This window comes from Nocardiopsis sp. NPDC006198, from assembly GCF_040613895.1.
GTDB lineage: Bacteria > Actinomycetota > Actinomycetes > Streptosporangiales > Streptosporangiaceae > Nocardiopsis > Nocardiopsis tropica.
On sequence record NZ_JBEXSY010000034.1, the window covers coordinates 21,712 to 43,106 of the forward strand.

At 76.2% G+C, this 21,395-nt stretch carries 20 protein-coding genes; 8 read left to right on the plus strand and 12 right to left on the minus strand.

The window, feature by feature from the left end; translation table 11 throughout:
• Nucleotides 1-23: 23 nt before the first annotated feature.
• Together ABZ234_RS21580 and ABZ234_RS21585 are read right to left on the minus strand one after the other, a co-directional pair.
• Entirely contained in the window at nucleotides 24-788 is a 765-nt protein-coding gene (locus tag ABZ234_RS21580; RefSeq protein ID WP_355013239.1) for a histidine phosphatase family protein, read from the minus strand.
• A complete protein-coding gene (locus ABZ234_RS21585) occupies nucleotides 785-2,290 on the minus strand; it encodes an FGGY-family carbohydrate kinase (protein ID WP_355013240.1) in 1,506 nt (501 codons plus the stop codon). The genes ABZ234_RS21580 and ABZ234_RS21585 overlap by 4 nt, the downstream gene beginning before the upstream one ends.
• A 251-nt stretch (nucleotides 2,291-2,541) precedes the next feature.
• On the opposite strand from ABZ234_RS21585, the gene ABZ234_RS21590 reads away from it, so the two are divergent.
• From ABZ234_RS21590 to ABZ234_RS21610, 5 genes are all read left to right on the plus strand, one after another.
• Nucleotides 2,542-3,408, plus strand: a complete 867-nt coding sequence (locus tag ABZ234_RS21590) for a DeoR/GlpR family DNA-binding transcription regulator (protein ID WP_355013241.1) — start codon at nucleotides 2,542-2,544, stop codon at nucleotides 3,406-3,408.
• Complete coding sequence (locus ABZ234_RS21595) at nucleotides 3,398-4,159, plus strand: HAD family phosphatase (protein WP_267946365.1); 762 nt, start codon at nucleotides 3,398-3,400, stop codon at nucleotides 4,157-4,159. The genes ABZ234_RS21590 and ABZ234_RS21595 overlap by 11 nt, the downstream gene beginning before the upstream one ends.
• Nucleotides 4,160-4,472: 313 nt before the next feature.
• Complete coding sequence (locus tag ABZ234_RS21600; RefSeq protein WP_355013242.1) at nucleotides 4,473-5,996, plus strand: FGGY-family carbohydrate kinase; 1,524 nt, start codon at nucleotides 4,473-4,475, stop codon at nucleotides 5,994-5,996.
• On the plus strand, nucleotides 5,986-7,620 hold the full coding sequence (locus ABZ234_RS21605; protein ID WP_355013243.1) for a glycerol-3-phosphate dehydrogenase/oxidase: 1,635 nt from the start codon (nucleotides 5,986-5,988) through the stop codon (nucleotides 7,618-7,620). Before ABZ234_RS21600 ends, ABZ234_RS21605 begins: the two co-directional genes overlap by 11 nt.
• A gap of 167 nt (nucleotides 7,621-7,787) precedes the next feature.
• Nucleotides 7,788-8,309, plus strand: a complete 522-nt coding sequence (locus ABZ234_RS21610; RefSeq protein WP_330158692.1) for an LURP-one-related family protein — start codon at nucleotides 7,788-7,790, stop codon at nucleotides 8,307-8,309.
• A gap of 190 nt (nucleotides 8,310-8,499) precedes the next feature.
• Here the strand turns inward: ABZ234_RS21610 and ABZ234_RS21615 are convergent, their stop codons facing one another.
• The 5 genes from ABZ234_RS21615 to ABZ234_RS21635 all read right to left on the minus strand — a co-directional run bounded on the left by ABZ234_RS21615 (nucleotide 8,500) and on the right by ABZ234_RS21635 (nucleotide 12,664).
• Entirely contained in the window at nucleotides 8,500-9,258 is a 759-nt protein-coding gene (locus tag ABZ234_RS21615) for an ABC transporter permease (protein ID WP_267946369.1), read from the minus strand.
• Nucleotides 9,255-10,022, minus strand: a complete 768-nt coding sequence (locus ABZ234_RS21620; protein ID WP_355013244.1) for an ATP-binding cassette domain-containing protein — start codon at nucleotides 10,020-10,022, stop codon at nucleotides 9,255-9,257. Before ABZ234_RS21620 ends, ABZ234_RS21615 begins: the two co-directional genes overlap by 4 nt.
• A gap of 62 nt (nucleotides 10,023-10,084) precedes the next feature.
• Nucleotides 10,085-10,780 carry a response regulator transcription factor gene (locus ABZ234_RS21625; RefSeq protein WP_355013245.1) on the minus strand — a complete coding sequence of 232 codons (696 nt, stop codon included), beginning with the start codon at nucleotides 10,778-10,780 and terminating at the stop codon, nucleotides 10,085-10,087.
• A 200-nt stretch (nucleotides 10,781-10,980) separates the two neighbouring features.
• On the minus strand, nucleotides 10,981-12,213 hold the full coding sequence (locus ABZ234_RS21630; RefSeq protein ID WP_355013246.1) for a histidine kinase: 1,233 nt from the start codon (nucleotides 12,211-12,213) through the stop codon (nucleotides 10,981-10,983).
• A complete protein-coding gene (locus tag ABZ234_RS21635) occupies nucleotides 12,197-12,664 on the minus strand; it encodes a hypothetical protein (protein WP_267946373.1) in 468 nt (155 codons plus the stop codon). Before ABZ234_RS21635 ends, ABZ234_RS21630 begins: the two co-directional genes overlap by 17 nt.
• 240 nt (nucleotides 12,665-12,904) lie before the next feature.
• On the opposite strand from ABZ234_RS21635, the gene ABZ234_RS21640 reads away from it, so the two are divergent.
• A complete protein-coding gene (locus ABZ234_RS21640) occupies nucleotides 12,905-14,125 on the plus strand; it encodes a sensor histidine kinase (protein ID WP_355013247.1) in 1,221 nt (406 codons plus the stop codon).
• Nucleotides 14,113-14,757, plus strand: a complete 645-nt coding sequence (locus ABZ234_RS21645) for a response regulator transcription factor (RefSeq protein WP_355013248.1) — start codon at nucleotides 14,113-14,115, stop codon at nucleotides 14,755-14,757. The genes ABZ234_RS21640 and ABZ234_RS21645 overlap by 13 nt, the downstream gene beginning before the upstream one ends.
• 27 nt (nucleotides 14,758-14,784) lie before the next feature.
• On the opposite strand, the gene ABZ234_RS21650 is transcribed toward ABZ234_RS21645, so the two are convergent.
• The 4 genes from ABZ234_RS21650 to ABZ234_RS21665 all read right to left on the minus strand — a co-directional run bounded on the left by ABZ234_RS21650 (nucleotide 14,785) and on the right by ABZ234_RS21665 (nucleotide 18,954).
• Nucleotides 14,785-15,672: a bile acid:sodium symporter family protein gene (locus ABZ234_RS21650; RefSeq protein ID WP_267946376.1), complete on the minus strand. Its 888-nt coding sequence runs from the start codon at nucleotides 15,670-15,672 to the stop codon at nucleotides 14,785-14,787.
• 301 nt (nucleotides 15,673-15,973) lie between these two features.
• On the minus strand, nucleotides 15,974-16,528 hold the full coding sequence (locus tag ABZ234_RS21655) for an ATP-binding protein (RefSeq protein WP_267946377.1): 555 nt from the start codon (nucleotides 16,526-16,528) through the stop codon (nucleotides 15,974-15,976).
• Between the two features lie 223 nt (nucleotides 16,529-16,751).
• Nucleotides 16,752-18,287 carry a glycerol-3-phosphate dehydrogenase/oxidase gene (locus tag ABZ234_RS21660; protein ID WP_355013249.1) on the minus strand — a complete coding sequence of 512 codons (1,536 nt, stop codon included), beginning with the start codon at nucleotides 18,285-18,287 and terminating at the stop codon, nucleotides 16,752-16,754.
• Nucleotides 18,288-18,366: 79 nt separating this feature from the next.
• The gene (locus ABZ234_RS21665) at nucleotides 18,367-18,954 is read right to left on the minus strand and encodes a helix-turn-helix domain-containing protein (RefSeq protein WP_344182718.1); all 588 of its coding nucleotides are present in this window, start codon (nucleotides 18,952-18,954) and stop codon (nucleotides 18,367-18,369) included.
• A gap of 104 nt (nucleotides 18,955-19,058) precedes the next feature.
• Between ABZ234_RS21665 and ABZ234_RS21670 the strand changes: the two genes are divergently transcribed.
• Nucleotides 19,059-20,636, plus strand: a complete 1,578-nt coding sequence (locus ABZ234_RS21670) for an FAD-binding oxidoreductase (RefSeq protein WP_355013259.1) — start codon at nucleotides 19,059-19,061, stop codon at nucleotides 20,634-20,636.
• 63 nt (nucleotides 20,637-20,699) lie between these two features.
• Here the strand turns inward: ABZ234_RS21670 and ABZ234_RS21675 are convergent, their stop codons facing one another.
• The gene (locus ABZ234_RS21675) at nucleotides 20,700-21,326 is read right to left on the minus strand and encodes a hypothetical protein (protein WP_267946380.1); all 627 of its coding nucleotides are present in this window, start codon (nucleotides 21,324-21,326) and stop codon (nucleotides 20,700-20,702) included.
• Nucleotides 21,327-21,395 lie beyond the last annotated feature (69 nt).

The following is a 21,395-nucleotide window of genomic DNA, read 5'->3' on the forward strand; positions in this document are numbered from 1 at the left end:
CCGCCGGTCGGCCGCGCCGGGGGTCAGTCGGAGGGGCCGGGGTCCCGCCGCGTGTCCGGACCGGGACTCGCCGGGGGCGCGGAGGTCCGCGGACGCGCCGGGTCGGAGGGGCACCGGGGGCTCACCGGGGAGGCGTGTGTCCGCGGGTCCGTGCGGGTTTCCCGGCGCGTCGGGAGGTTGAGCGCCAGCAGGGCGGGCGGCTCGGCGGGGTCGGCGGGGACGCGCAGCCGGGTGACGGCGCCGTTGTCCAGCCGGGGGAGCACGCGCCGGTAGTGGGCCAGGGGGATGCCGAGCCAGGAGCACAGGGCCAGGCGCAGCGCCGTGTTGTGGGCGACGACGAGGACGCGCCGCCCGGGGTACTCGTCGGCGAGGCTCCGCAGGGCCGCGCGCACGCGGTCCGCGACCGCGGCGGGGTCCTCCGCCCCGGGGAGCGGGTGGGCCGCGGGGTCGGCGCGGAAGGCGTGCGCCGCGCCGGGGTGGCGCGCGTCGGTCTCGGCGAGGGTCAGTCCCTCCGCCAGCCCGAAGCCGGCCTCGGAGAGGTCCCGCAGGACGACGGGCTCCACGCCGAGCGCCGCGGCGGCGGGGAGGGCCGTGGCCCTGGCGCGGCCGAGCGGGGAGCAGGCGACCGCGTCGTGGGGGTGGTCGCCGACCCAGAGGGCGAGGGCGCGGGCCTGGTCGCGGCCGGTGCGGTCGAGGGGGATGTCGGAACTGCCCGCGTACCGGTTCTCGGCGTGCCAGACGGTGCGGCCGTGGCGGACCAGGGACAGCTCGGAGTGCGCGGGGATCATGCCGTGGCCCCCTCCGGGGTCCGGGGGCCGCCGAGCCACCCGCGGTCGCGGAGGGCCTCGACGAGGCGCCGGTACCCGTGTGCGAGTTCGTCCGCGCGGGACGGATCGGGTTCGTAGCGGTGGGCGACGCGGACCATGGCGCGCGCGGTCTCGGCCAGGCGGCCCGCCGGGGCGCGGGCGATCACGGCGGAGCCGAACGCCGACCCGGTGTGCGCGGGGACCAGCACGGTGCGGCCGAGGACGTCGGCCCGCAGGGCGGTGAGCCAGTGGTTGCGGACCGCGCCGCCGACGGCGGTGACCGGTCCCGCGGTGTCGGCGCCGAGCGCGGCGAGGGCGTCCAGGGAGAGGCGTTCGACGTAGGCCAGCCCGTGGGCGATCCGGTTGAGGCGCGCGGCGGGGTCCGCCGGGCCGCTCCCGGGGCCGATGTCGAACCCCCGTGCGCCGGGGGCCGCGAAGGGGAACCGTTCGCCGGTGCCCGCGAGCGGGTACGTGGCTCCGCCGGGGACGCCCAGGCGGAGCGCTCGCGCGGTGAGCAGGTCGAGGTCGTGGCCGCCGAGGTCGGTGTCGAGCCGTCCGGTACCGGTGCTGGACGCGCCCCCGGGCAGCCAGCCGCCGTCCGGGTTGCGGTGGTTGTAGACCACACCGGAGGGGTCGCGGAGCGGGTGGGGACTGGCGCCCTTGAGGACGAGCGTGGTGCCGAGGGACGAGCACCAGAGCCCCGGTGCGAGGGCGGCGGTGGCGACCTGGGCCGCGCAGCCGTCGGTCATGCCGGCCCGGACGGGGGTGCCCTCGGGGATGCCGGAGGCGCGGGAGGCCGCCGCGGTGACGTGGCCGACCGTGGCGCCGGGGGCGACCACGGGGGGCAGGACCGCCGGATCGATCCCGAGGCGGTCCACGAGGGTGTGCGGCCAGCTCAGGCTCCGCGGGTCGTAGCCGGTCTTGAGGGCCTGGCTGGTGTCGGTGGGCACGGCCGCTCCGGCGAGGCGCCCGGAGACGTGGTCGCCCTGGTGGGCGACGAGCAGTCCCGGGGCGAGGCGGCCCTCGCGGGCGAGCCCGACCAGGCGGGGAAGGGCCCAGGTGGGCTGGACGTGGTCGGCGCCCAGGGCGTGGATCGCCGCGGTCCGGGAGGCCGCCCTGGCGTCGTCGTACATCTGGGCCGGTCCGACGGGCAGCGCGTCGGCGGTCTGGAGCAGGAGGGTGCCGGAGGTGCCGTCGACGCTGACGGCGCCGACCGGGCGCCCGTCCCCGGGGTCCCGCGCGGCGAGGGCGGCGCCGGTGGCCCGGCAGGTGGCGCTCCACCACTCCTCGGGGTCCTGTTCGTGGCGGGGCCCGTCGCGGTGGTCGCGGAGCAGGGCGGCCTCTCCGGAGCCGACGACGGCGCCGTGGTCGTCGACGAGGACGGCGCGGACGCCCTGGGTCCCCAGGTCGACGCCGAGCCAGAGGGCGTCGCGCCGGTCGGCGGGGTCGGGGGGAGCTTCGCGTGGTGAACCGGCAGCGCGCACCGCGGATCCTCTGCTCGGAGGCGCACAGGGATGTGACCTGCTTCACCTTCGGACGTGGTGACGGCCAACGTAGAACCGGTCTCTTCTCATGTCAAGGTGTGTTCGTCACACCTTTTCCGGTGATGTTCACGGACGGCCTCGCCGGTTTCCGGTGGTTCCCCAGTTCAGCAGGGCGTTGCCCTCTACACCCGCCGCGTCGCGACGAGTGATCTTCACACCGAGGGTTGACACACGCGGGCCGCCCGGTTGAGATGTTCGGCAACAGAGACGACGAACGACGGGGGACACGCACCGTGGCGGCCAAGGCGGACCCGAGCGAGCACGACCGGGTCGAGGACGAACGGCCCCCGGGGCCGGGGGACCGGCGTTCCCTGATCACAGGCCTCGTCCTGGACAGCGGGTCGGTGTCCGCCCAGGAGCTGGCCGAACGCTTCGGGGTCTCGGTCATGACCATCCACCGCGACCTGGACGAGCTCCAGCGCCAGGGGGTGCTCCGCAAGGCGCGGGGGGTGGCCACCGCCCAGCCCAGCGGCACCTTCGAGTCCAACGTCGAGTACCGGAGACGGGTCAACGCCGACGCCAAGCGCGCCATCGCGGCGCGGGCGGCCGGGCTGGTCGAGCCCGGCATGTCGGTGCTCGTCGACGACTCCACCACCGCCGCGCACCTCATCCCCCACCTGGCGGAACTGGCCCCGCTCACCGTGGCCACCAACTACCTGCGCGCCCTCACGGAGCTGTCCCGGCTGCGGGACGTGCAGGTCGTCGCGCTCGGCGGCACCTACGACGTGCAGCACGACTCGTTCCTCGGAACGACCTGCGTGGAGGCCATCCGCTCGATGCGCTTCGACGTCGCCTTCGTCAGCACCTCCGCGGTGACGGCGGGTCACGCCTTCCACCAGGAGGACAGGATCGTGGCGGTCAAACGCGAGATGGTCGCCGCCGCCGAGAGGTGCCACCTGCTCATCGACCACTCCAAGCTCACCCGTAGCGCGCTCCACCGCCTCCTGCCGCTGGAAGGGTTCACGTCCGTGATCGTCGACTCCGCGACCCCCCGCGAACACCTCGCCCGACTCCGCGAACACGACGTGCCGGTGGAGGTGGCGGGCGATGACGGCTGAACCCGCCCGGCGGGGCCCCTCCGGCCGGACCGGGTCCCCCTCCCCGGACGGGCACGGGACCCCGGTGGGCCGCCCCGTGGTCGTCTTCGACCTCGACGGGGTCGTCGTGTGGACCGAGCACCTGTGGGAGGAGTCCTGGGAGGTGTACTGCCGGCGCCACGGCGCGCCCTGGTCCCGCGACGACACACTCCGGGTGCAGGGCATGAGCAGCCCCGAGTGGTCGCGGGACGTGGCCGGGCGGATCCGAAGCCGCACCGGCGCCCGGGTCGACCCGGAGCACGTGTACGAGTCCTGCGTCGCGCACATGCGCGACGCCCTCCTGGCCGGCCGAGGCCCCCTCCTCCCCGGCGCCCGCGACCTCCTCACCGACACCGCCGCGGCGACCGTGATCGGCCTGGCCTCCTCCGCGGCCCGACCCGTCATCGACACCGTCCTGGAGCGCGAGGGACTGGCGGGCCTGTTCGCCGCCACGGTCTCCAGCGAGGAGGTCGCGCGCGGCAAGCCCTCGCCCGACGTCTACACCGAGGCCCTGCGCCGGCTCGGCGTCCCCCCGTCCACCGCCGTGCCGCTGGCCGTGGAGGACTCGGCCAACGGCATCCGCGCGGCCGACGCGGCGCACATGCGCGTCGTCGCCCTTCCCAACCGCGACTACCCGCCCGGCGAGGACGCGCTCGCCCTCGCCGAGCACGTCGCGGCCGACCACGACGACGCCCGCGCCTACCTGCGGTCGGCCCTGGATGCCGCACCCTGACTCCGCCGGGGCCCACCGGACACGGGCCCCTCGGCGGCCGCCCCGCAGTTTCCCGCAACCACCGGAGCACCGGCACTTCCCGCAGCCCCCGACGGCGTGAGGAGACCCGTCCCATGTCCCGACCGCTCGACGAAGCCACCGCTTTGCGCGAGGGTGCGCCCGCCTGCCCGGCCCGGGTCCGCCGACGGCTCCCCGAACAGGTGGACGGCGGGGGTTGCGCGGCGGCGGAACCCCCGCCGGACGCGCGGCCCCCGGACACGGCCGTCCCCCCGCCCGCCCCCGGGGCGCCGGCCTCCCCGGGGGAGGCCGCTCCGTGAGCGGCGGGCGGACCCTCCTCGGGGTGGACGCGGGCACGTCCGTGGTCAAGGCCGTCGTGTTCGACGAGACGGGCGCGGCGCTGGCCGTGCGCGGACGCGGCCTCGCGGTGGCCCACGGGCCGGGGGGCGCGGTCGAACAGGACCTGGAGCACGTCCTGGCGGGGGTGTCGGAGGTGGTCCGCGCCGTGGCCGCCGAGGTGGGCGCCCCGCCGGACCTGGTGGCGGTGACCGGGCAGGGCGACGGGTGCTGGCTCACCGACGCCGACCACAGGCAGGTGCGCCCCGCCATGTCGTGGCTGGACGGGCGCGCCTCGGAGATCCTCCGGCGGTGGAACAGCACGGGGGTGACCGAGCGGGTCTACCGCGAGAACGGCACGACCATGTTCCCCGGCACCGCAGCGCCCCTGCTGGCCTGGCTCGACGAGCACGAACCCGGGTCCCTGGACCGGGCGGCGACGGCCGGGTACTGCAAGGACGCGGTGTTCGCCCGGCTGACCGGCAGGCGGGCCACCGACGCGAGCGACAGCTCGATGCCGTTCGGCGACGGCTCCGGGAAGGGGTACAGCGACACCGTGCTGGAGCTGACGGGGCTCTCCGGCCGGCGCGGCCTCCTGGCGCCCGTCTCGGCCGCGCCCCGCGCCGGGCTGCACGCCGACGGCGCGCGCCTGCTGGGGCTGCCGGAGGGGACCCCGGTCAGCTCGGGCCCGTTCGACTTCCCCGCCTGCGCGGTGGGGGCGGGCGTGCGCGACCCGGGCGACGCCCTGATGATCGTCGGCACCACCCTCGGGTGCATGGTGCTCGTCGACCGCCTGGAGACCGCGGGGACCCCGGCGGGGTTCCACGTCTCCACGGGCGAGCGGGGACGGTGGCTGCGGGCGATGCCGGCGATGGTGGGCACGGCGTCCGTGGACTGGCTGCTGTCCGTGCTCGGGATGGACGTGGAGGGCGTCGGCCGCTCCCTGGCCGAGAGCGCCCCGGGCGCGGGAGGGGTGGAGGTGCTGCCGTACCTGGCCACGTCGGGCGAGCGCGCACCGTTCGTCGACCCGCGGGCGGCGGGCCAGTTCACGGGGGTCAGGCTGACGACCTCGCGGGGCGACCTCGTGCGCGCGGTGTGCGAGGGGCTGGCCTACGCGGCCCGGCACTGCTTCGACACGGCGGGGTCTCCGGACCGCCTGCTGGTCTGCGGCGGGGGTTCCCGGTCCCTTCCGTGGCTCCAGGTCTTCGCCGACGTGCTCGGGATACCGCTGGAGACGGCGCGCGCCCCCGAGGTCGGCGCCCGCGGCGCCGTCCTCTCGGCGGTGGGCGACTCGGTGGACCGGGCCGGGTGGACCGCCCCGTCCGCGACCGTGGAACCGGATCCGGCCCTGCGCGCCCACTACGACGACGGCTACGGGCGCTACCTCGCACACCTGGAGGCGGCCCGCCCGCTGTGGCGGCCCCTCGCTGCGGGTCCCGCCCCCGGGCGGGTCCCGCGGCCCTCTCCCGCCGGTGACGACGCGGAGGTCACCCGTGGGCTCTGAACCGCACCGGCTCTCCCCCGCCGACCGTGACCGGGTGCTGTCGCGGGCCGGGAGCGGGCACTTCGACGTGGTCGTGGTCGGCGGCGGCATCACCGGGTCGGGGTGCGCGCTCGACGCCGCGGCCAGGGGCCTGTCGGTCCTGCTGGTCGAGGCCGGGGACCTGGCGGGCGGGACGTCGTCGCGCTCGGGCAAGACGGCGCACGGCGGGCTGCGCTACCTCGAACAGCTCAACTTCTCCCTGGTCGCGGAGGCCCTGCGCGAACGGGACCTGATGATCGGCGTGACCGCCCCCCACCTGGTGGCCGCCGAGCCCTTCCTGCTCCCGACCACCCGCTGGTGGGAGCGCCCGTACTTCGGTGCGGGGGTGCTCGCCTACGACGCCATGGCGCTGGCTCGGCGGCGGGGGGCCGGGGTCCCCGCGCACCGGCACCTGTCCCGGCGCGGCACGCTCGCGCTCGCCCCGGGGCTGGACGCCTCCGTGGTCACCGGCGGCATCCGGTACCACGACGGGCGCATGGACGACGCCCGGCACACCCTGGCCGTGGCGAGGACCGCCGCCGGCCACGGCGCGCTCGTCCTCAGCCACGCCCGGGTCACGGGGATGCGCGTGGAGGGGGGCCGGGTGCGCGCGGTGGCCGTCCGCACGGCCGAGGGGGGCGAACTGGAGGTGTCGGCGGGCTCGGTGGTCAACGCCGCCGGCGTGTGGGCCGCGGACGTCCAGGCCATGGCGGGTGAGCCGGCCTTCGCCGTGCGCCCGGCCAAGGGCGTGCACCTGCTGGTGGAGGGCGGGGCCTTCGACTCACGGACGGGGCTCATCGCGCGGGCGGAGGACTCGGTGATCATCCTGCGGCGGTGGTACGGGCGGTGGCTGCTGGGCACCACCGACACCGCGTACGAGGGCGACCGGGCCGCCCCGGGGGTGGGCGCCGAGGACGTGGACTACCTGCTGCGCAACGTCAACCGCTACCTCGCCCGCCCGCTGACCAGGGCGGACGTGCTGGGCGCCCACGCCGGGCTGCGGCCGTTGCTCGCTTCCAGGGACACCTCGGCCACGTCGGCGCTCTCGCGCGACCACGCGGTGCTGAGCGGCCACGGCGTGGTGACGGTCGTGGGCGGCAAGTACACCACCTACCGCCTGATGGCACGGGACGCGGTGGACGCGGTCGGCCGGGTGCTGGGCCGGAGGCTGCCGCCGACCCCGACCGCGCGGATCCCGCTGGTCGGCGCCCGCGACCGGCAGGGCGCCGCCGGGCGGCCCGCCCCACCGGCCTCCGGGCACGGGGTCGCGGAGCACCACGTACGGCGCATGCTCCTGCGGTACGGCGACGAGACGCCGCGGGTGCTGGAGACCGTGCGGCGCGACCCGGCCCTGGGGGCGACCGTGGCGGGCTACCTGGCGGCGGAACTCCGGTACGCGGTGACCCACGAGGGGGCCCGGACCCTGGAGGACGTGCTCGCCCGGCGCACCCGGGTGGCGCTCGAAGCGCCCGACGGCGGCGCGGCCCTGGCGCCCGGGGCGGCGGCGCTGGTGGCGCCGCCGCTGGGGTGGGACGACGCGGACGTGGAACGGGAGGTGGCCGCGTACCGGGCCGCCGTCGTCCGCGACCGCGCCGCGCTGGGATGACGGGGAACCGGATGCGCCTGCCCCGTCCCGGAGCCGCAGGCCGGCGGGTGTGCGCGCCGCACACGGCCCCCGCGACCCGCGCTCCCCTCCGGCGCCGCGGACCCCGGGCCGTCCACAGGCCGTGGCCCGGGGTGGTGCGCGGAATCCCCGTGCCCTAGCTTCGAGGCATGAAATTCCTGGTACGCGAACGCGTTTTCGACATCGGTGACGACTACTGGGTGACCGACGAGGACGACCGCAAGGTCTTCCTCGTCGACGGCAAGGCCCTGCGGATCCGCACGACCTTCGAGCTCAAGGACACCGACGGCAACGTCCTCACCGTCATCCGCAAGAAGCTGTTCAAGGTCCGTGACCAGATGCGCGTCGAGCGCGACGGCGACACCGTCGCCACCGTGCGCAAACGCCTGGTCAACCCCCTGCGCGACAAGCTCGTGGTGGACATGGAGGGCGCGCCGGACTGGGAGGTCACCGGCGACTTCCTCGGCAAGGAGTACGTCATCGCCGACGAGCACGGCACCGTCGCGCACGTGTCCCGCAAGTGGTTCCGCGTCAGGGACACCTACGCGGTGGACGTCAACACCCACCGGAGCGACATCGGCGGCGACGCCGCCCTCGTGATCAGCGTCGCGGTCGCCGTGGACTCCCTCACCCGGGACGACGACGAGGAGGAGGGCGGGGAGCAGGACTGAGCACCGCGTCCCGCGGCGTCCGCCCCCTGCCCCGGGCCGGACCCGCCTTCCCCGGGGTGTGGTTCGGCGCGGGCGGCGTCCGCGGGGACCGCGCCGCCGCCCGCCGGGGCGGCCCCGGAAGGGCTGCGCCGGAGCACCGCTCCGCGGACCGGGGGCAGACCCGCCCGGCCCGCTCCGGCGCCGCGTCCCGTCAGGCGGCCCTGCGCGCGAAGAGCGGCACGGCGACCGCCCACACACCCGCCACCCAGGCCGCCATCACGGCGCCGCCCCCGATCGCGGAAAGGTCCGTCCTGTTGGGGCCGCCCCTCAGGAACATCTGCGCCCCCGCCCGGTCGGGCAGGAGGTCCGCCAGGCCGGTCAGCATCGAGAGGTAGAAGGACAGGGCCAGCACCAGACTGATCAGGAGGACCAGCGGCACCACCGTGTTGCGCAGGACGACGGTGATCCCGGCCGCCAGCAGGGCGAGGAGCACCCAGTACGCGACCGCGCCCGCCAGCGCTCCCAGGACGGGGCGGTCGAGCATGCCGGTCAGCGGGTACCCGTGCTCCCCCAGTCCGACCTGGGTGGCCGCGAAGGCCGCGGGCACGGTGGCCAGGGCGACCGCCAGTGCCGCCGCCGCGACCGCGGCGGCCTTGGCCAGCAGGAGCCGGGGGCGGTGCGGCACGGCCAGCAGGGAGGCGCGGATCTGCCCTCCCGTGTACTCGGTGCCGACCGCGAGCACGCCCAGGACCACCATGCCCGCCTGCCCGTAGGAGATCGCGTCGAAGCCGGACTGCTCCGGCACGACCTCCCCGACGAGGAGACCGGGGTTGTCCGTGAGGGCCCTCCCCACCGACCATCCCGACAGCCACGCCAGCCCGACCGTCAGCGCGGCCGTCGCCAGGCAGGTGAACAGGACCGAGGTGAGCGTGCGGAGCTTGAACGCCTCGGCGCGCACGGTGTCGATCATCGTTCTCCCCCGCCCCGGGCGGCGCCGCTGCCGCCGGGCCACGGCCCGAACCCCGTGTCCGCGCCGCCGGGGCGCCCGGTGAGGGCGAAGAAGGCGTCCTCCAGGGAGGCGTGGCCCGCGGCCACCTCGTCGGGGCGGCCCTCGGCGACCAGGCGCCCGCCGTCGATCACCACCAGGTGGTCGGCGATCCTCGCGATCTCGCCCATGAAGTGGCTGGACAGGAGGACGGTGCGCCCCTCGTCGGCCAGGGCCCGCGTGAACGACCGCACCCAGCGGATGCCCTCCGGGTCGAGGCCGTTGACGGGCTCGTCCATGACCAGTACCCCCGGGTCGCCGAGGAGGGCGGCGGCCAGGTCGAGCCGCCGTCCCATCCCCAGCGAGAAGGTGCGCACCCGGGCCCGGGCGGCCCCGCCCAGGCCGACGCCCTCCAGCACCTCCCCCACCCGGGAGGCGGGCAGGCCGTTCGCCCTGGCGATCCACCCGAGGTGGGCCCGGGCCGTCCGCGCGGGGTGCGCTCCTCCCCCGTCGAGCTGGGCGCCGACGGCGGTGGCGGGCCGGCGCAGCTCCGTGTAGGGCCTCCCGCCGATCAGGGCCGTCCCCCCGTCGGCGCGGTCGAGTCCGAGCAGCACCCGCAGGGTGGTGCTCTTTCCGGCGCCGTTGGGTCCGAGGAAGCCCGTGACCTGGCCGGGACGGGCGGTGAAGGTGAGCCCGTCCACCGCCGTCCGGGCGCCGAAGCGCCTGGTGAGTCCGCGTATCTCGATCATGGGACCCATCGTCGGGCCGGAAGGGTCCCGGGCGCGTCCGCCCGGGGAGGACAGTCCCGACGTCACCCCGGGAGGACGTCGCCCCCCGCGCCGGCGGCCCTGACGAGCCCGCTCTCGTAGGCGAACACCACCAGCTGGGCGCGGTCGCGGGCGCCGAGCTTGGCGAGCAGGCGGCTCACGTACGTCTTGACGGTGGCGCGGCTGAGGGTGAGGCGGTCGGCGATCTCGGCGTTGGACAGCCCGCGCGCGATGAGGGTGACGACCTCCCTCTCCCGCGGGGCGAGCGGCGTCCGCGCCCAGGCGGCGGGCGCCGTTCCGGCCCTCTCGCGCACGACGTGGGCGATCAGGCGGCCCGTGACCTCGGGGGCGAGCAGGGACTGCCCGTCGGCGACCACGTGGACGGCGCGGAGCAGTTCCTCGGGGGCGGTGTTCTTGAGCAGGAATCCGCTGGCCCCGGCCCGCAGGGCGCCGTACACGTAGTCGTCCAGGTCGAACACGGTCAGCACGACCACCCTGGTGTGCGGGGCGGCCGCGCAGATCTCCCGGGTGGCGGCCAGTCCGTCCATCTCGGGCATGCGGACGTCCATGAGGACGAGGTCGGGCCGGAGGCGGGCCGCCAGGTCCACCGCCTCCCGCCCGGTACGGGCCTCGCCGACGACGGTGAGCCGGGGGTCTCCGTCCATGAGCATGCGCAAGGAGCCGCGCAGGAGGTCCTGGTCGTCGGCCACCACGATCCGCACGGGTGCGGTCTCCCCCATGAGTCCTCCGGCCGTCGTGTCGCGAACGCGGTCGGGGCCCGTGCGCGCCCCGCGGGCTCTCCGGGGCGGCGGGGACGTCCCGACCGGGGTCCGGCCCGGAGCACGGCTCCGGCCCGGAGCACCGCCTCCAGTGTCCCGGACGCCGGGCGGCCGCGGAACGGCGCCGCCCCTCCGCGCCCCTCCTCCCGCCGGCCGCGCCCTCAGCCGCCGGGGCCGGAGGGGACGCGGGCGCGGACCCGGAAGCCGCCGCCGGGCAGAGGGCCGGCCGTGAGGGTTCCGCCGTGGACCGCCACGCGCTCGCGCATGCCGACCATGCCGACGCCCCCTCCCGGTGAGCCGACGCGTCCCCGGGCCGGGCCGGTGTCGGTCACCTCGGCCTCCACGGCGTCCCCTCCCCCGGTGACGACCACCGAGCAGGAGCCGCCGGGAGCGTGCCTGATGACGTTCGTGACCGCTTCCCGGACGATCCCGTACACGCTGACGGCCACGGCGGGCGGCACCCCCTCCACGCCCGAGACCTCCAGCCGGCAGTCGATCCCGGTGCGGCGTGCCGTGTCCGCCAGGGCGGCCAGCCCGTCCAGCCCCGGTTGCGGGTCCAGCGGTGCGTCGGCGTCGGCGCGCAGTGCGCCCAGGACCCGGCGGAGTTCGTTCGACGCCTCCCGGCCGGCCTCCTCGATGTCGGCCAGGGCCGACCGCAGCTCCTCGGCGTCCCCGCCCGCGTACCGGGCCACCCCCGCGCGCATGCCGATGGCGCCCAGGGTGTGGGAGACGACGTCGTGCACCTCCCTGGCCACCCGCAGCCTCTCCCGGGTGCGGGCCTCGCGTTCGACGGCCGCCACCGCGCGCTCCTCCTGCTCGCGGAGCTCCCGGACGGAGCGTCCCAGCAACCACGAGAGCGAGAGGAGGACCGCTCCGACGACGAGGGCCCGGACGGGCTCCTCCAGCGGCACCGGGTCCACGCCCGCGGCCACCAGCACGAGGAGCGCGCCCAGGAGGTAGGCCCAGTGCCGGGGCCGGAAGGAGCCGTGCCGCGAGGTCAGCGCCAGCGGGTACAGCGTCCACGCGGCCGCGGTGAACGGCTCCGCGGTCCATCCGGCGGCCAGGGCGGCGAGCGTGGCGGCGAGCACCGTGCAGAAGGACGCCGCGGGCAGCCGCCAGCGCAGCAGGATCCCGGCCGTGATCAGGGCGGACAGGGCGAGGCGGGCCCAGGGGAGCGGGTCGTCGGCGCCCAGGTCGCGGGGGTCGGGCAGTCCGCCGGCGAGGGCCAGGTGGACCAGCGAGGCCGCGGCGTCGGCCGCGAACCTCCGGGGGGTGGGGCCTCCCTCCGCCCGGAGGGCGGGCCAGGGCCGCCGGGGGGCCGGGGGCACGGGGGCGTCGGGCGCGGTGAGGGGGGCGGCCGGACCGGCCGGGGGGACGTCAGTCGCTGAGGACACCGAGCATGCTCCGCTCCCAGGGGAGGTAGGGCTGTCTGCTGCTGCGCAGCACCGGACGCGGATCCCGGTCCTCGGACACGCAGCGGGAGATCTCCAGGGCCGCGAGCTCCCCGGTCATCCGGAAGGCCCGGGGTGTGGAGTCCTCCCGGTGCCAGCGGGCGTCGACCAGGCGCACCAGGGCGACGATACCCGGTCGGGCGCCGTCCCCGGCGTGCCATGCCAGCCGCAGGCCCTGGGCGAAGGCCGCAGCCAGCTCCTCGGGGAGGCGCTCCCCCCGGGGTCCGACGGGCTGGACCGCGTTGACGAACTCGAAGCCGTCGGGGTGCCCGGCGGGCAGGGGCTCCGCCTCGGCCCACGCCGCGGCGAAGTGGCCGCCGCAGCTCTGGAGGACGTTGCGGACATAGATCCCGTGGACGGGGCGGGGCAGTGACGTGCGGTTCGGGAAGGGCACCGGCCTCTCCTTCCTGCGTGTGTGCGGCGGTTCAGGAGTCCTTCCCGGTCTTCGCCCCGAAGATGCCCATGTGTTGTCGATCGGTTGTCCGGGCCGGGCCGTCCGGACGCCGGCCGCGTCCTGCCCGCCCGCCGACGCGTGGAGGGGGAACAGGGTGGCTGGCTGTAGTGCCGGGCACCTCCGGAATGCCCCAGACTGATCGTTGCCGAGGGGTTGCTACGTGAACGGGGAGTAACGAGGATGAACGAGGTCTGGGCTCGGGCGTTGCGGGCGGGCGGCTACCTCCTGGTGGCCTTCGCCTCCGGCCTGGCCGTGCTGGTGGCTCTGCCGCTGACCCTGGCCGTGGTGCTCACCGTGCCGATCGGCGGCCTCGGGTTCGTGCTGCTGCCGCCCTGGCTGGGCGCCGTGGGGAGGTTCGCCGCGTGGCACCAGGGGCGGGCCTCGGACCTGCTCCGGGTCCCGGTGCCGGAGCTCCCGGGCTCCGGGACCCCCGGTTTCCGCGCGCTGTGGCGCGAACCGTCCACCCGCAGGGTGCTGCTGTGGATGCCCGTGTTCACGGCGGTGAGCATGCTCGCCGGCCTCCTGGGCGTGGCCGCGGTCTCCCTGCCCGTCACTTCGGTGCAGTTCCCGTTCTGGTGGGCGCTCCCGGAGGGCATGGAGTTCCAGTTCCTCGGGATCCCGGCCGACGGCTGGGGTTCGGCCCTGCTCCTCATGGCCGCGCAGCTGGCGCTCGGGGTCGTCCTGCTCCGGTGGGCCGTGGTCCCGGCGGCCAAGGCGCACGCCCGCCTCAACCTGCGGCTGCTCGCCCCCACCGAGGCCGAGCTGCTGGCCGCCCGGGTGGACGAGCTGAGCCGGACCCGCGCGGAGGTGGTGGACGCCCACGGTGCGGAGCTGCGCAGGATCGAGCGCGACCTGCACGACGGCACCCAGGCGCGGCTCGTCTCGATCGCGATGCAGCTGGGCGTGGCTCGCGAGGCCCTCGCCGAGGACCCGCGGCTCGCCGCACTGCTGAAGAACGCCCACGAGGGCGCCGAGGAGGCGATGACGGAGCTGCGCGAGGTGATCCGCGGCATCTATCCGCCCATCCTCGCCGACCGGGGGCTGGCCGGGGCGCTGAGCGCGCTGGTCGCCCGCACCACGGTCACCACCCGGCTGGACGTGGGCGACCTGGGCACGCTGCCGGTGGCGGCGGAGACCGCCGCGTACTTCGTGGTCACCGAGGCGGTCACCAACGCGGTGCGGCACGGCGCCGCCGAGGAGATCGTCGTGCGCCTGGACCGTGTCGGCGGCGTCCTGCGCGTGTCGGTGCGCGACGACGGCGCGGGCGGGGTGGACGAGTCCCGCGGCACCGGGGTGACCGGCATCCGGCGCCGGGTGGCCGCCCTGGACGGTACCGTGCGCGTGGAGAGCCCGGCGGGCGGGCCGACCGTGGTCGAGGTGGAGCTGCCGTGCGGATCGTGATAGCCGAGGACAACGTGCTGCTGTCCGCGGGCCTGGAACTGCTGCTGTCCACGCGCGGGTTCGAGGTGGTGGAAATCGCCGTGGACGCGCCGGCCTTCGCCGACGCCGTGGATCGACACGGGCCCGACCTGGCGATCGTCGACGTGCGGCTGCCGCCGAACTTCCGGGACGAGGGCATCCACGCGGCGATCGCGGCCCGGCGGCGCCACGAGGCGCTGCCGGTGCTGGTGCTGTCGCAGTACGTGGAGCGCGACTACGCCGGTGAACTGCTGGCCGACGGCCGGGGCGGGGTGGGCTACCTGCTCAAGGACCGGGTGGGCCGGGTGAGCGAGTTCGTGGACGCCCTGCACCGGGTCGCGGAGGGGGGCACGGTGATGGATCCGGCCGTGGTCCAGCAGCTCCTGGCACGGCGGTCCCGGGATCCCCTGGAGTCCCTCACCCGGCGCGAGAGCGAGGTGCTGGGGCTGATGGCGGAGGGCCTGGGCAACGGGGAGATCGCCGAGCGGATCGTCGTGACCGAGAACGCGGTGCACAAGCACGTCGGCAACATCTTCGCGAAGCTGGGACTGTCGCCGTCCGACAGCGGGCACCGCCGGGTGCGCGCGGTGCTCGCCTACCTCGACGGCAGGTGAGGGCCGCGCGCCCGGCGGGACCGCGCCTCAGCCCCCGGCGGCCCGTGCGTCCTGGCGGACGCCCCGCCGGTTGAGCAGGATGCCGGTGGCGGCGGCGGTGAAGAACATGAGCACGCCGTACACGGCCGAGGGGATCGCCATCTCCGTGCTGTCGAGCAGCGCGGGGCTGAGCGCGATGGCCAGGGAGAGCGTGGTGTTGTGCAGGCCGATCTCCATGCACGAGGCGATCGCCTCGGGCCGTCCCGTCCCGATGGCGCGCGGCGCCCAGTAGCCGACGACGAGGCCGGCGACGTTGAACAGCAGCACCATCGGGCCCACGGCGACCAGGTAGTCGACGAGGTCGGCGCGCTCCTGGAAGACCGCGACGGCGATGACGCCGAACAGCACCAGGACCGACGCCGCCTTGACCGGCCGCTCCATGCGCCGGGCGAAGGACGCGGCGCGGGCCCGGACGAGCATGCCCGCGGCGACCGGGACCAGGATGATCGCGAAGACCTGGAGAACCTTGTCGGCCTGGAGCCCGAGCGTGTCCCCGTCGCCCATGAAGTGGGCGATCGACAGGTTGGTGATCAGCGGGAGGCTCACCATCGCCGTGACGGAGTTGAGCGCCGTGAGGGAGATGTTGAGCGCGACGTTGCCGCGGAACAGGTAGCTGTACAGGCTGGCCGTGGTGCCTCCGGGGGAGGCCGCCAACAGCATCATGCCGACCGCCAGGGCCGGGGGCGGCTGGAAGAGCAGGACCAGGCCGAGGGCGAACAGGGGCAGGAGGAGGATCTGGCAGCCCAGGACGAGCGCGACCGTGCCGGGCAGTGCGGCGAGGCGGACGAAGTCTGCGACGGTCAGGCTCAGTCCGAGGCCCAGCATGATGACGGCGAGCGCGGCCGGGAGCGCGATCGTGGCGATGGCGGAATCCATGGGGACACCTCGGGATCGGGCCGCGCGGGGGAGGCGGCTCGGCGGTCGGGGGGCACCGGCCGGCGCGGGACGCCGGCCGTCGTGGACCGCGTTCGGTGTCGGTGCCGACGTGAGCTCGCCTGGGGTGTTCCGGGCGGGAAGGCCCGGGCGGACCGGGATCGCGCCGTCCCGTGATCTGCGCCACCATCGCTACTCGTCGGTATGTTGGCACGCCCGCGGCGGCCCTGGCAAGGCCCCCGGGCGGGGCCCGGACACGGGTTCCGGGGGCGGGGCCCGGCGCGGCCCCGCCCCCGGGCCGTGGTCAGGCCGCGGGCCAGGAACTGCCGGTGAGGTCGTAGGCCAGGTGGAACCACACCTTGCGGATGCTCGGGTGCCCGTTGTCGCCCCACGCGGTGGCGAAGCTGTCGACCAGGGCCAGCCCGCGGCCGTTCTCGGCGGTGAGCCGGTCGCCCGCCAGCGGTCCGGCGCTGAGCGGGCCGTCCTCCCCCGAGGGGGAGCTGGTCGGCCTGCCGTTGTCGCGGCAGGCCAGGGTCAGGCCGTTGGGCCCCCGGGTCACCTTGAGCACGAACGTCTGGCCGTCCTCCCCCGAACGGCTGTGCCGGATGGCGTTGGTCGCCAGCTCGGTCCCCAGCAGCGCGAACACGTACCGGAACTCGGAGTCCCTGGTCGCCGCGCAGGTGTCCAGGAAGGCGCGGGCCAGGGGGATGCTGGCGGGCTCCCCGGCGAACTCCCAGTGGCGCTTGGCGAAGGGGACCGGAGGCCGGCCGTTGAAGTAGTGCCGGTACTCGTCCGGGACACCCGCGAGGAAGGAGTCCTCCTCCTTGGCCAGGGCGGGCACGGAAACGAGCGTGGGCATGGGTGACTCCTTCGGCGGGGCGGTTCGTGGACGGGCGGACCGCGGGAGGGGGCGGCTGCGGGAGCGTCCGGCGGCCGTTCGGGGGAGGTCCGGCGCGGAACGGCTACGACCTTACGCGATCAGGCCCCTGCGGGACAGGGGACGCGGGTGTGGCGAGAACCCGGATGCCCGTCCCGATCGCCCTTGCCCCGCCCCCTCCCCCGGTCCGCCTCCCCTCCGCGCCTCAGACCGCCGCGGCGACCGCGTCCTCCGCCGCGGCCAGCGCCTCGGCCCGCTCCGCCGGGACCAGCCCGATCCGGGTCCGGCGGTCCAGCAGGTCGTCCGCGTCCATGGCCCCCTCGTGGCGCACGCCGAACCGGAACTCGGCGCCCGTGACACCGCGCACGACCGGCTCCAGCAGGGCGGGGGCGCCGCCGGCCCCGTCCAGGACGTCGACGGCCTCGGTCCCGTACCGCTCGACCAGGCGGCGTGGGGCCTCCACCGCGTCCAGCTCCTCGCGGGAGGCGGCGCCCACCAGGGCCAGGGAGCGCGTCCGGCACGGTCCGGCGGGCAGCCGGCGGGCGCGCACGGCGGCGTCCACGGCCTCCTCCGCCATCGCCCGGTAGGTGGTGAGCTTCCCGCCGACCACGGTGACCGTCCCGTTGGGCGCGACGGAGACGGAGTGCTCGCGCGGCAGGTCGGCGCTGTCGCCGACGCCCTCCAGCAGCGGGCGCAGTCCGGCGAACGCGCCGATGACGTCATCGCGCCCGATCCGGTTCTCCAGCGCCCCGTTGAACCGGTCGAGCAGGAAGTCCACGTCGCCCTCGGGCACGTCGGGGACGTGCGGCGCGGGGCCGTCCACGGGTTCGTCGGTGAGCCCGGCGAACACGCGCCCGTCCGTCTGGGGCAGGGCGAAGACGAAGCGGCTGACACTCCCGCCGACGGGCACGGTGAGCGCGGCCCGGGGGTGTCCTAGGGCCGCGCCGTCGAGCACGAGGTGGCTGCCCCTGCTGGGCCGGAGCCGCACGCGGGGGTCCAGGAGCCCCGCGTGCACACCGGTGGCGTTGACGACGGCGCGCGGGCGCACGGGGACGATCCTGCCGGTGGCCGCGTCCCTCAGCACCGCGCCGTCGGCGGTCACGCTCTCGGCCGAGCAGCGGGTGATGACCCTGGCCCCCTCGCGCGCGGCGGTGCGCGCCAGAGCGACGACGAGCCGGGCGTCGTCCACGAGCTGCCCGTCGAAGGACAGGATGCCGCCGAGCAGGTCCCGCCTGGCGGCGCCGGGCAGCAGGCGCAGGGTCTGGCGGGCGTCGAGCAGCCGCGGGCGGGGCAGCACGCTCCCCGGGGTCCCCGCCATCACGCGCAGGAGGTCGCCCATGCCCATGCCCGCGCGCACGGACAGCGCCCTGGCCAGGCCGCTCCCCCTGTACACGGGCACGACCATCGGCATGGGGCGGACCAGGTGGGGCGCGGTCACCCGCATGAGGAGGTCGCGTTCGCGGGCGCTCTCGTAGGCGATGCCGAACTGCCCCCGGGCCAGGTAGCGCAGGCCCCCGTGGACGAGCTTGGAGCTCCACCGGCTGGTGCCGAAGGCCAGGTCGTGGCGTTCGACCAGCACGGTGGAGAGTCCGCGCGAAGCGGCGTCGAGCGCGGCTCCCGCCCCCGTCACGCCGCCCCCGACGACCAGGACGTCCACCTCGGGCCGGGCCTCCAGCCCGGCCAGGTCGGCGGCTCTCCGGGCGGCGTTCAGCGAGGGGGACGCGGGACTGGCAGTGCTCATGTGAGCGGTCCTTTCCGGGGGACGGTGCGGCGGATGGGCCGGCGCGCGGCCCCGCCCGGCCCGTCGGGGCCGCGGCGCTTCAGGGTGCGAGGTAGCCGTCGAGGAGGACGGCGAGTTCCCCGACGAGCCGGTCCTCGTCGAGGACGTCGGCGAACAGGCGGCGCGAGGTGACCGTGCCCTGCACGGTCACCAGGACGAGGCGGGCCAGGGCCTCGGGGTCGCCCTTGCGCACGGAGCCGTCGCGCTGCCCCTCGGCGACGACGGGCTCCACCAGGTCGAGGGCGGCCCGGTGGCTGGTCCCCAGCCGGTGGAAGGTGTAGGTCGCCAGGAGTTCGGGCTCGGTGTCCACGATCCGGGTGAACAGCGGGTGGGCCAGCATCGCGCGGGCGACCCGGGCGGCGTGGCGGACCAGGCGCGGGCGCACGCCCTCCCCCTCCGGGTCGTCGGCGGAGGCCGCGCCGGCCTCGGCGAGGATCTGCCGCAGCTCGCGCGTGAGCAGGTCCGCGACGAGCGCGGTCGCGTCGGGCCAGCGGCGGTACACGGTGGGCCTGCTGACCCCGGCGCGGCGCGCGACGTCGGTCAGCGTGGTGCGGCGCACCCCGAAGGCCTCGACGCAGGCGCGGGCCGCGTCCAGGATCCGATCCTCTACGTTACGTTTTGACGCCATATGTAAAACTGTAGGGCATGGCTCACGAGAAGACACCGCCCGGCGACGGGAACGGCCCCGGTGCGGGCACAGGCCCCACCCCGGGCACGGACACCGCACCCGACATGAGCTGGTTCGCCTGGGGCGACCCCGCCAGGAGGCGGGAGCTGGACCCCGGTCTGCGCGACCTCGTCGCGCAGGTGCTCCGGGCCCGCCTCCAGGACATGCCCCCGGTCCCGGAGGAGCTGGTGGAACTGCCGCCCAGCAGGCTCGGCCCCCGGCTGCGCGAGTTGTTCGCCGGGGTGGTCGGCCCCGGGCACGTGAGCACGGAGGACCCCGTCCGCCTGCGCCACTGCGGCGGCAAGAGCACGCCCGACCTGCTGCTGCGCCGCGCGGGCCGGGCGGACCCGGCTCCGGACGCCGTCCTCTACCCGGCCGACCACGGCGAGGTGGAGCGGCTCCTCGCGGTGTGCTCGGAGGAGCGGGTCGCCGTCGTGCCCTTCGGCGGGGGCACCAGCGTGGTCGGCGGCGTCACCCCGCTGCGCGGGGGCTTCCACGCCGTGGTCTCCCTGGACCTGCGCCGCCTGGACCGCCTGGTGTCCGTGGACCCCCTGTCGTCGACGGCCGTCCTGGGCGCGGGCGTGCGCGGTCCGCACGCGGAGGCGATGCTGGCGGAGCACGGGCTCACCCTGGGGCACCTCCCCCAGAGCCACGAGTACGCGACGATCGGCGGCTACGCGGCCACCCGTTCCAGCGGACAGGCCTCCTCCGGGTACGGCCGGTTCGAGGACATGGTCGTGTCGCTGCGGGTGGCGACCCCGCGCGGCACCCTGGAGGCGGGCGGTCCGCCCGCGTCGGCCGCCGGCCCGGACCTGCGGCGCCTGCTGCTGGGCTCGGAGGGCACGCTGGGCGTCATCACCGAGGTGGGCGTGCGCGTGCGGAGGGCGCCCGAGCGCGTGCTGGACGAGGCGTGGTCGTTCCCCGACTTCGCCTCGGGCGCGGACGCCCTGCGCGTCCTGGCGCAGTCGGACGCCCGGCCGACCATGGCGCGCGTGCTCGACGAGTCGGAGACGTTCGTGGGCGCGGCGATGGGCGGGCGCGAAGCCGTCCCCGGGTGCCAGGCCGTGCTGGGCTTCGAGGGGGCCCCCGCGGAGGTGGAGGCCCGCGCCGCCGCGGTGCGGGAGGCCATGGCGGAGGCCGGCGGCACCCCGCTCGGCCCGGAGCCGGTGGCGCACTGGCGCGAGAACCGGTTCTCCTCGCCCTACCTGCGCGACACCCTGCTGTCGGCGGGGATCCTCGCCGAGACGCTGGAGACCGCCGCGTCGTGGACCGGCCTGCTGCCGCTGTACACGGCCGTGTCCGAGGCGCTCACGGGGGCGCTGGAGGGCGACGAGGGCGGCGCAGTGGTGATGTGCCACGTGTCGCACACCTACCCGACCGGCGCGTCCCTGTACTTCACGGTGGCGACGGCGGCCGGGCCGGACCCGGTGGCGCGCTGGGGCCGGGCCAAGCGCGCCGCGTCGGACGCGATCGTCGCCAACGGCGGGACGATCACCCACCACCACGCGGTCGGGTCGGACCACCGGCCGTGGATGGCTGCGGAGATCGGTCCCCTGGGCGGCGACGTGCTGCGCGCGGTCAAGGCGGCGCTGGACCCCGAGGGCGTGCTCAACCCGGGCAAGCTCATCCCCGACGCGGACTAGCGGACCGCCCGCGGCGCGGCCGGGTCGGCTCCGGCGGCGCCGCGGGCCCGGGCGTGCCCGTCCTCACGCCCTCTCCGCCTCGCGGGAGAGGCTGCGCTCGACCTGCCCCGCCATGTCCTCGAGAAGGTCCAGAGCCTCGCCCTCCCCGATACCGCCGTCCTCCACCGGCAGGCTGATCATGACCGCCACGTTCACGCTGGTGAAGGAGGCCGTCGCGACGACCGCGTCGGAGTACTCCCCGTCGCGGTACAGGACCGCGAAACCGCCGTCCCCGGCCCGCACGGACCGCCAGTCGAGGACCTCCCCCTGCATGCCCTCTGGCGCCCTGTCCCCCTCCAGGTCCTCCCGGGCGTCCGCCATGTCCTCGCGCAGGTCGGCGAGGGTCTCACCGCCGTCCTCGAACTCGTACAGGGAGACGAAGACGTCGAGGAGGAAGACGTAGGAGTCGTTGACGGAGCAGGCGAGGTAGCCGATCTGGCCGTCCTCCGCGTAACCCGCCTCCTCCGCCGAGTAGTAGTCGCCCTCGGCCAGCGGGCTGTCGGCCCCGGGGATGCCGGCGACCACGTCCTCGGACAGCAGCTGACGGCAGCCGGGCAGGTCGGCGTAGGGGCGGCCTCCCGCCGCCTCCCACACCACGACGCCGAGGGAGGCGACCACCGCCAGGGAGGCGGCGGCCACCCCGACCAGCACGGCCGGTCCGCGCCGTGCCGGGCCTCCGGGGCGGCCCGGTACGGGCGGCTGTCCGGGCGGGACTCCCCC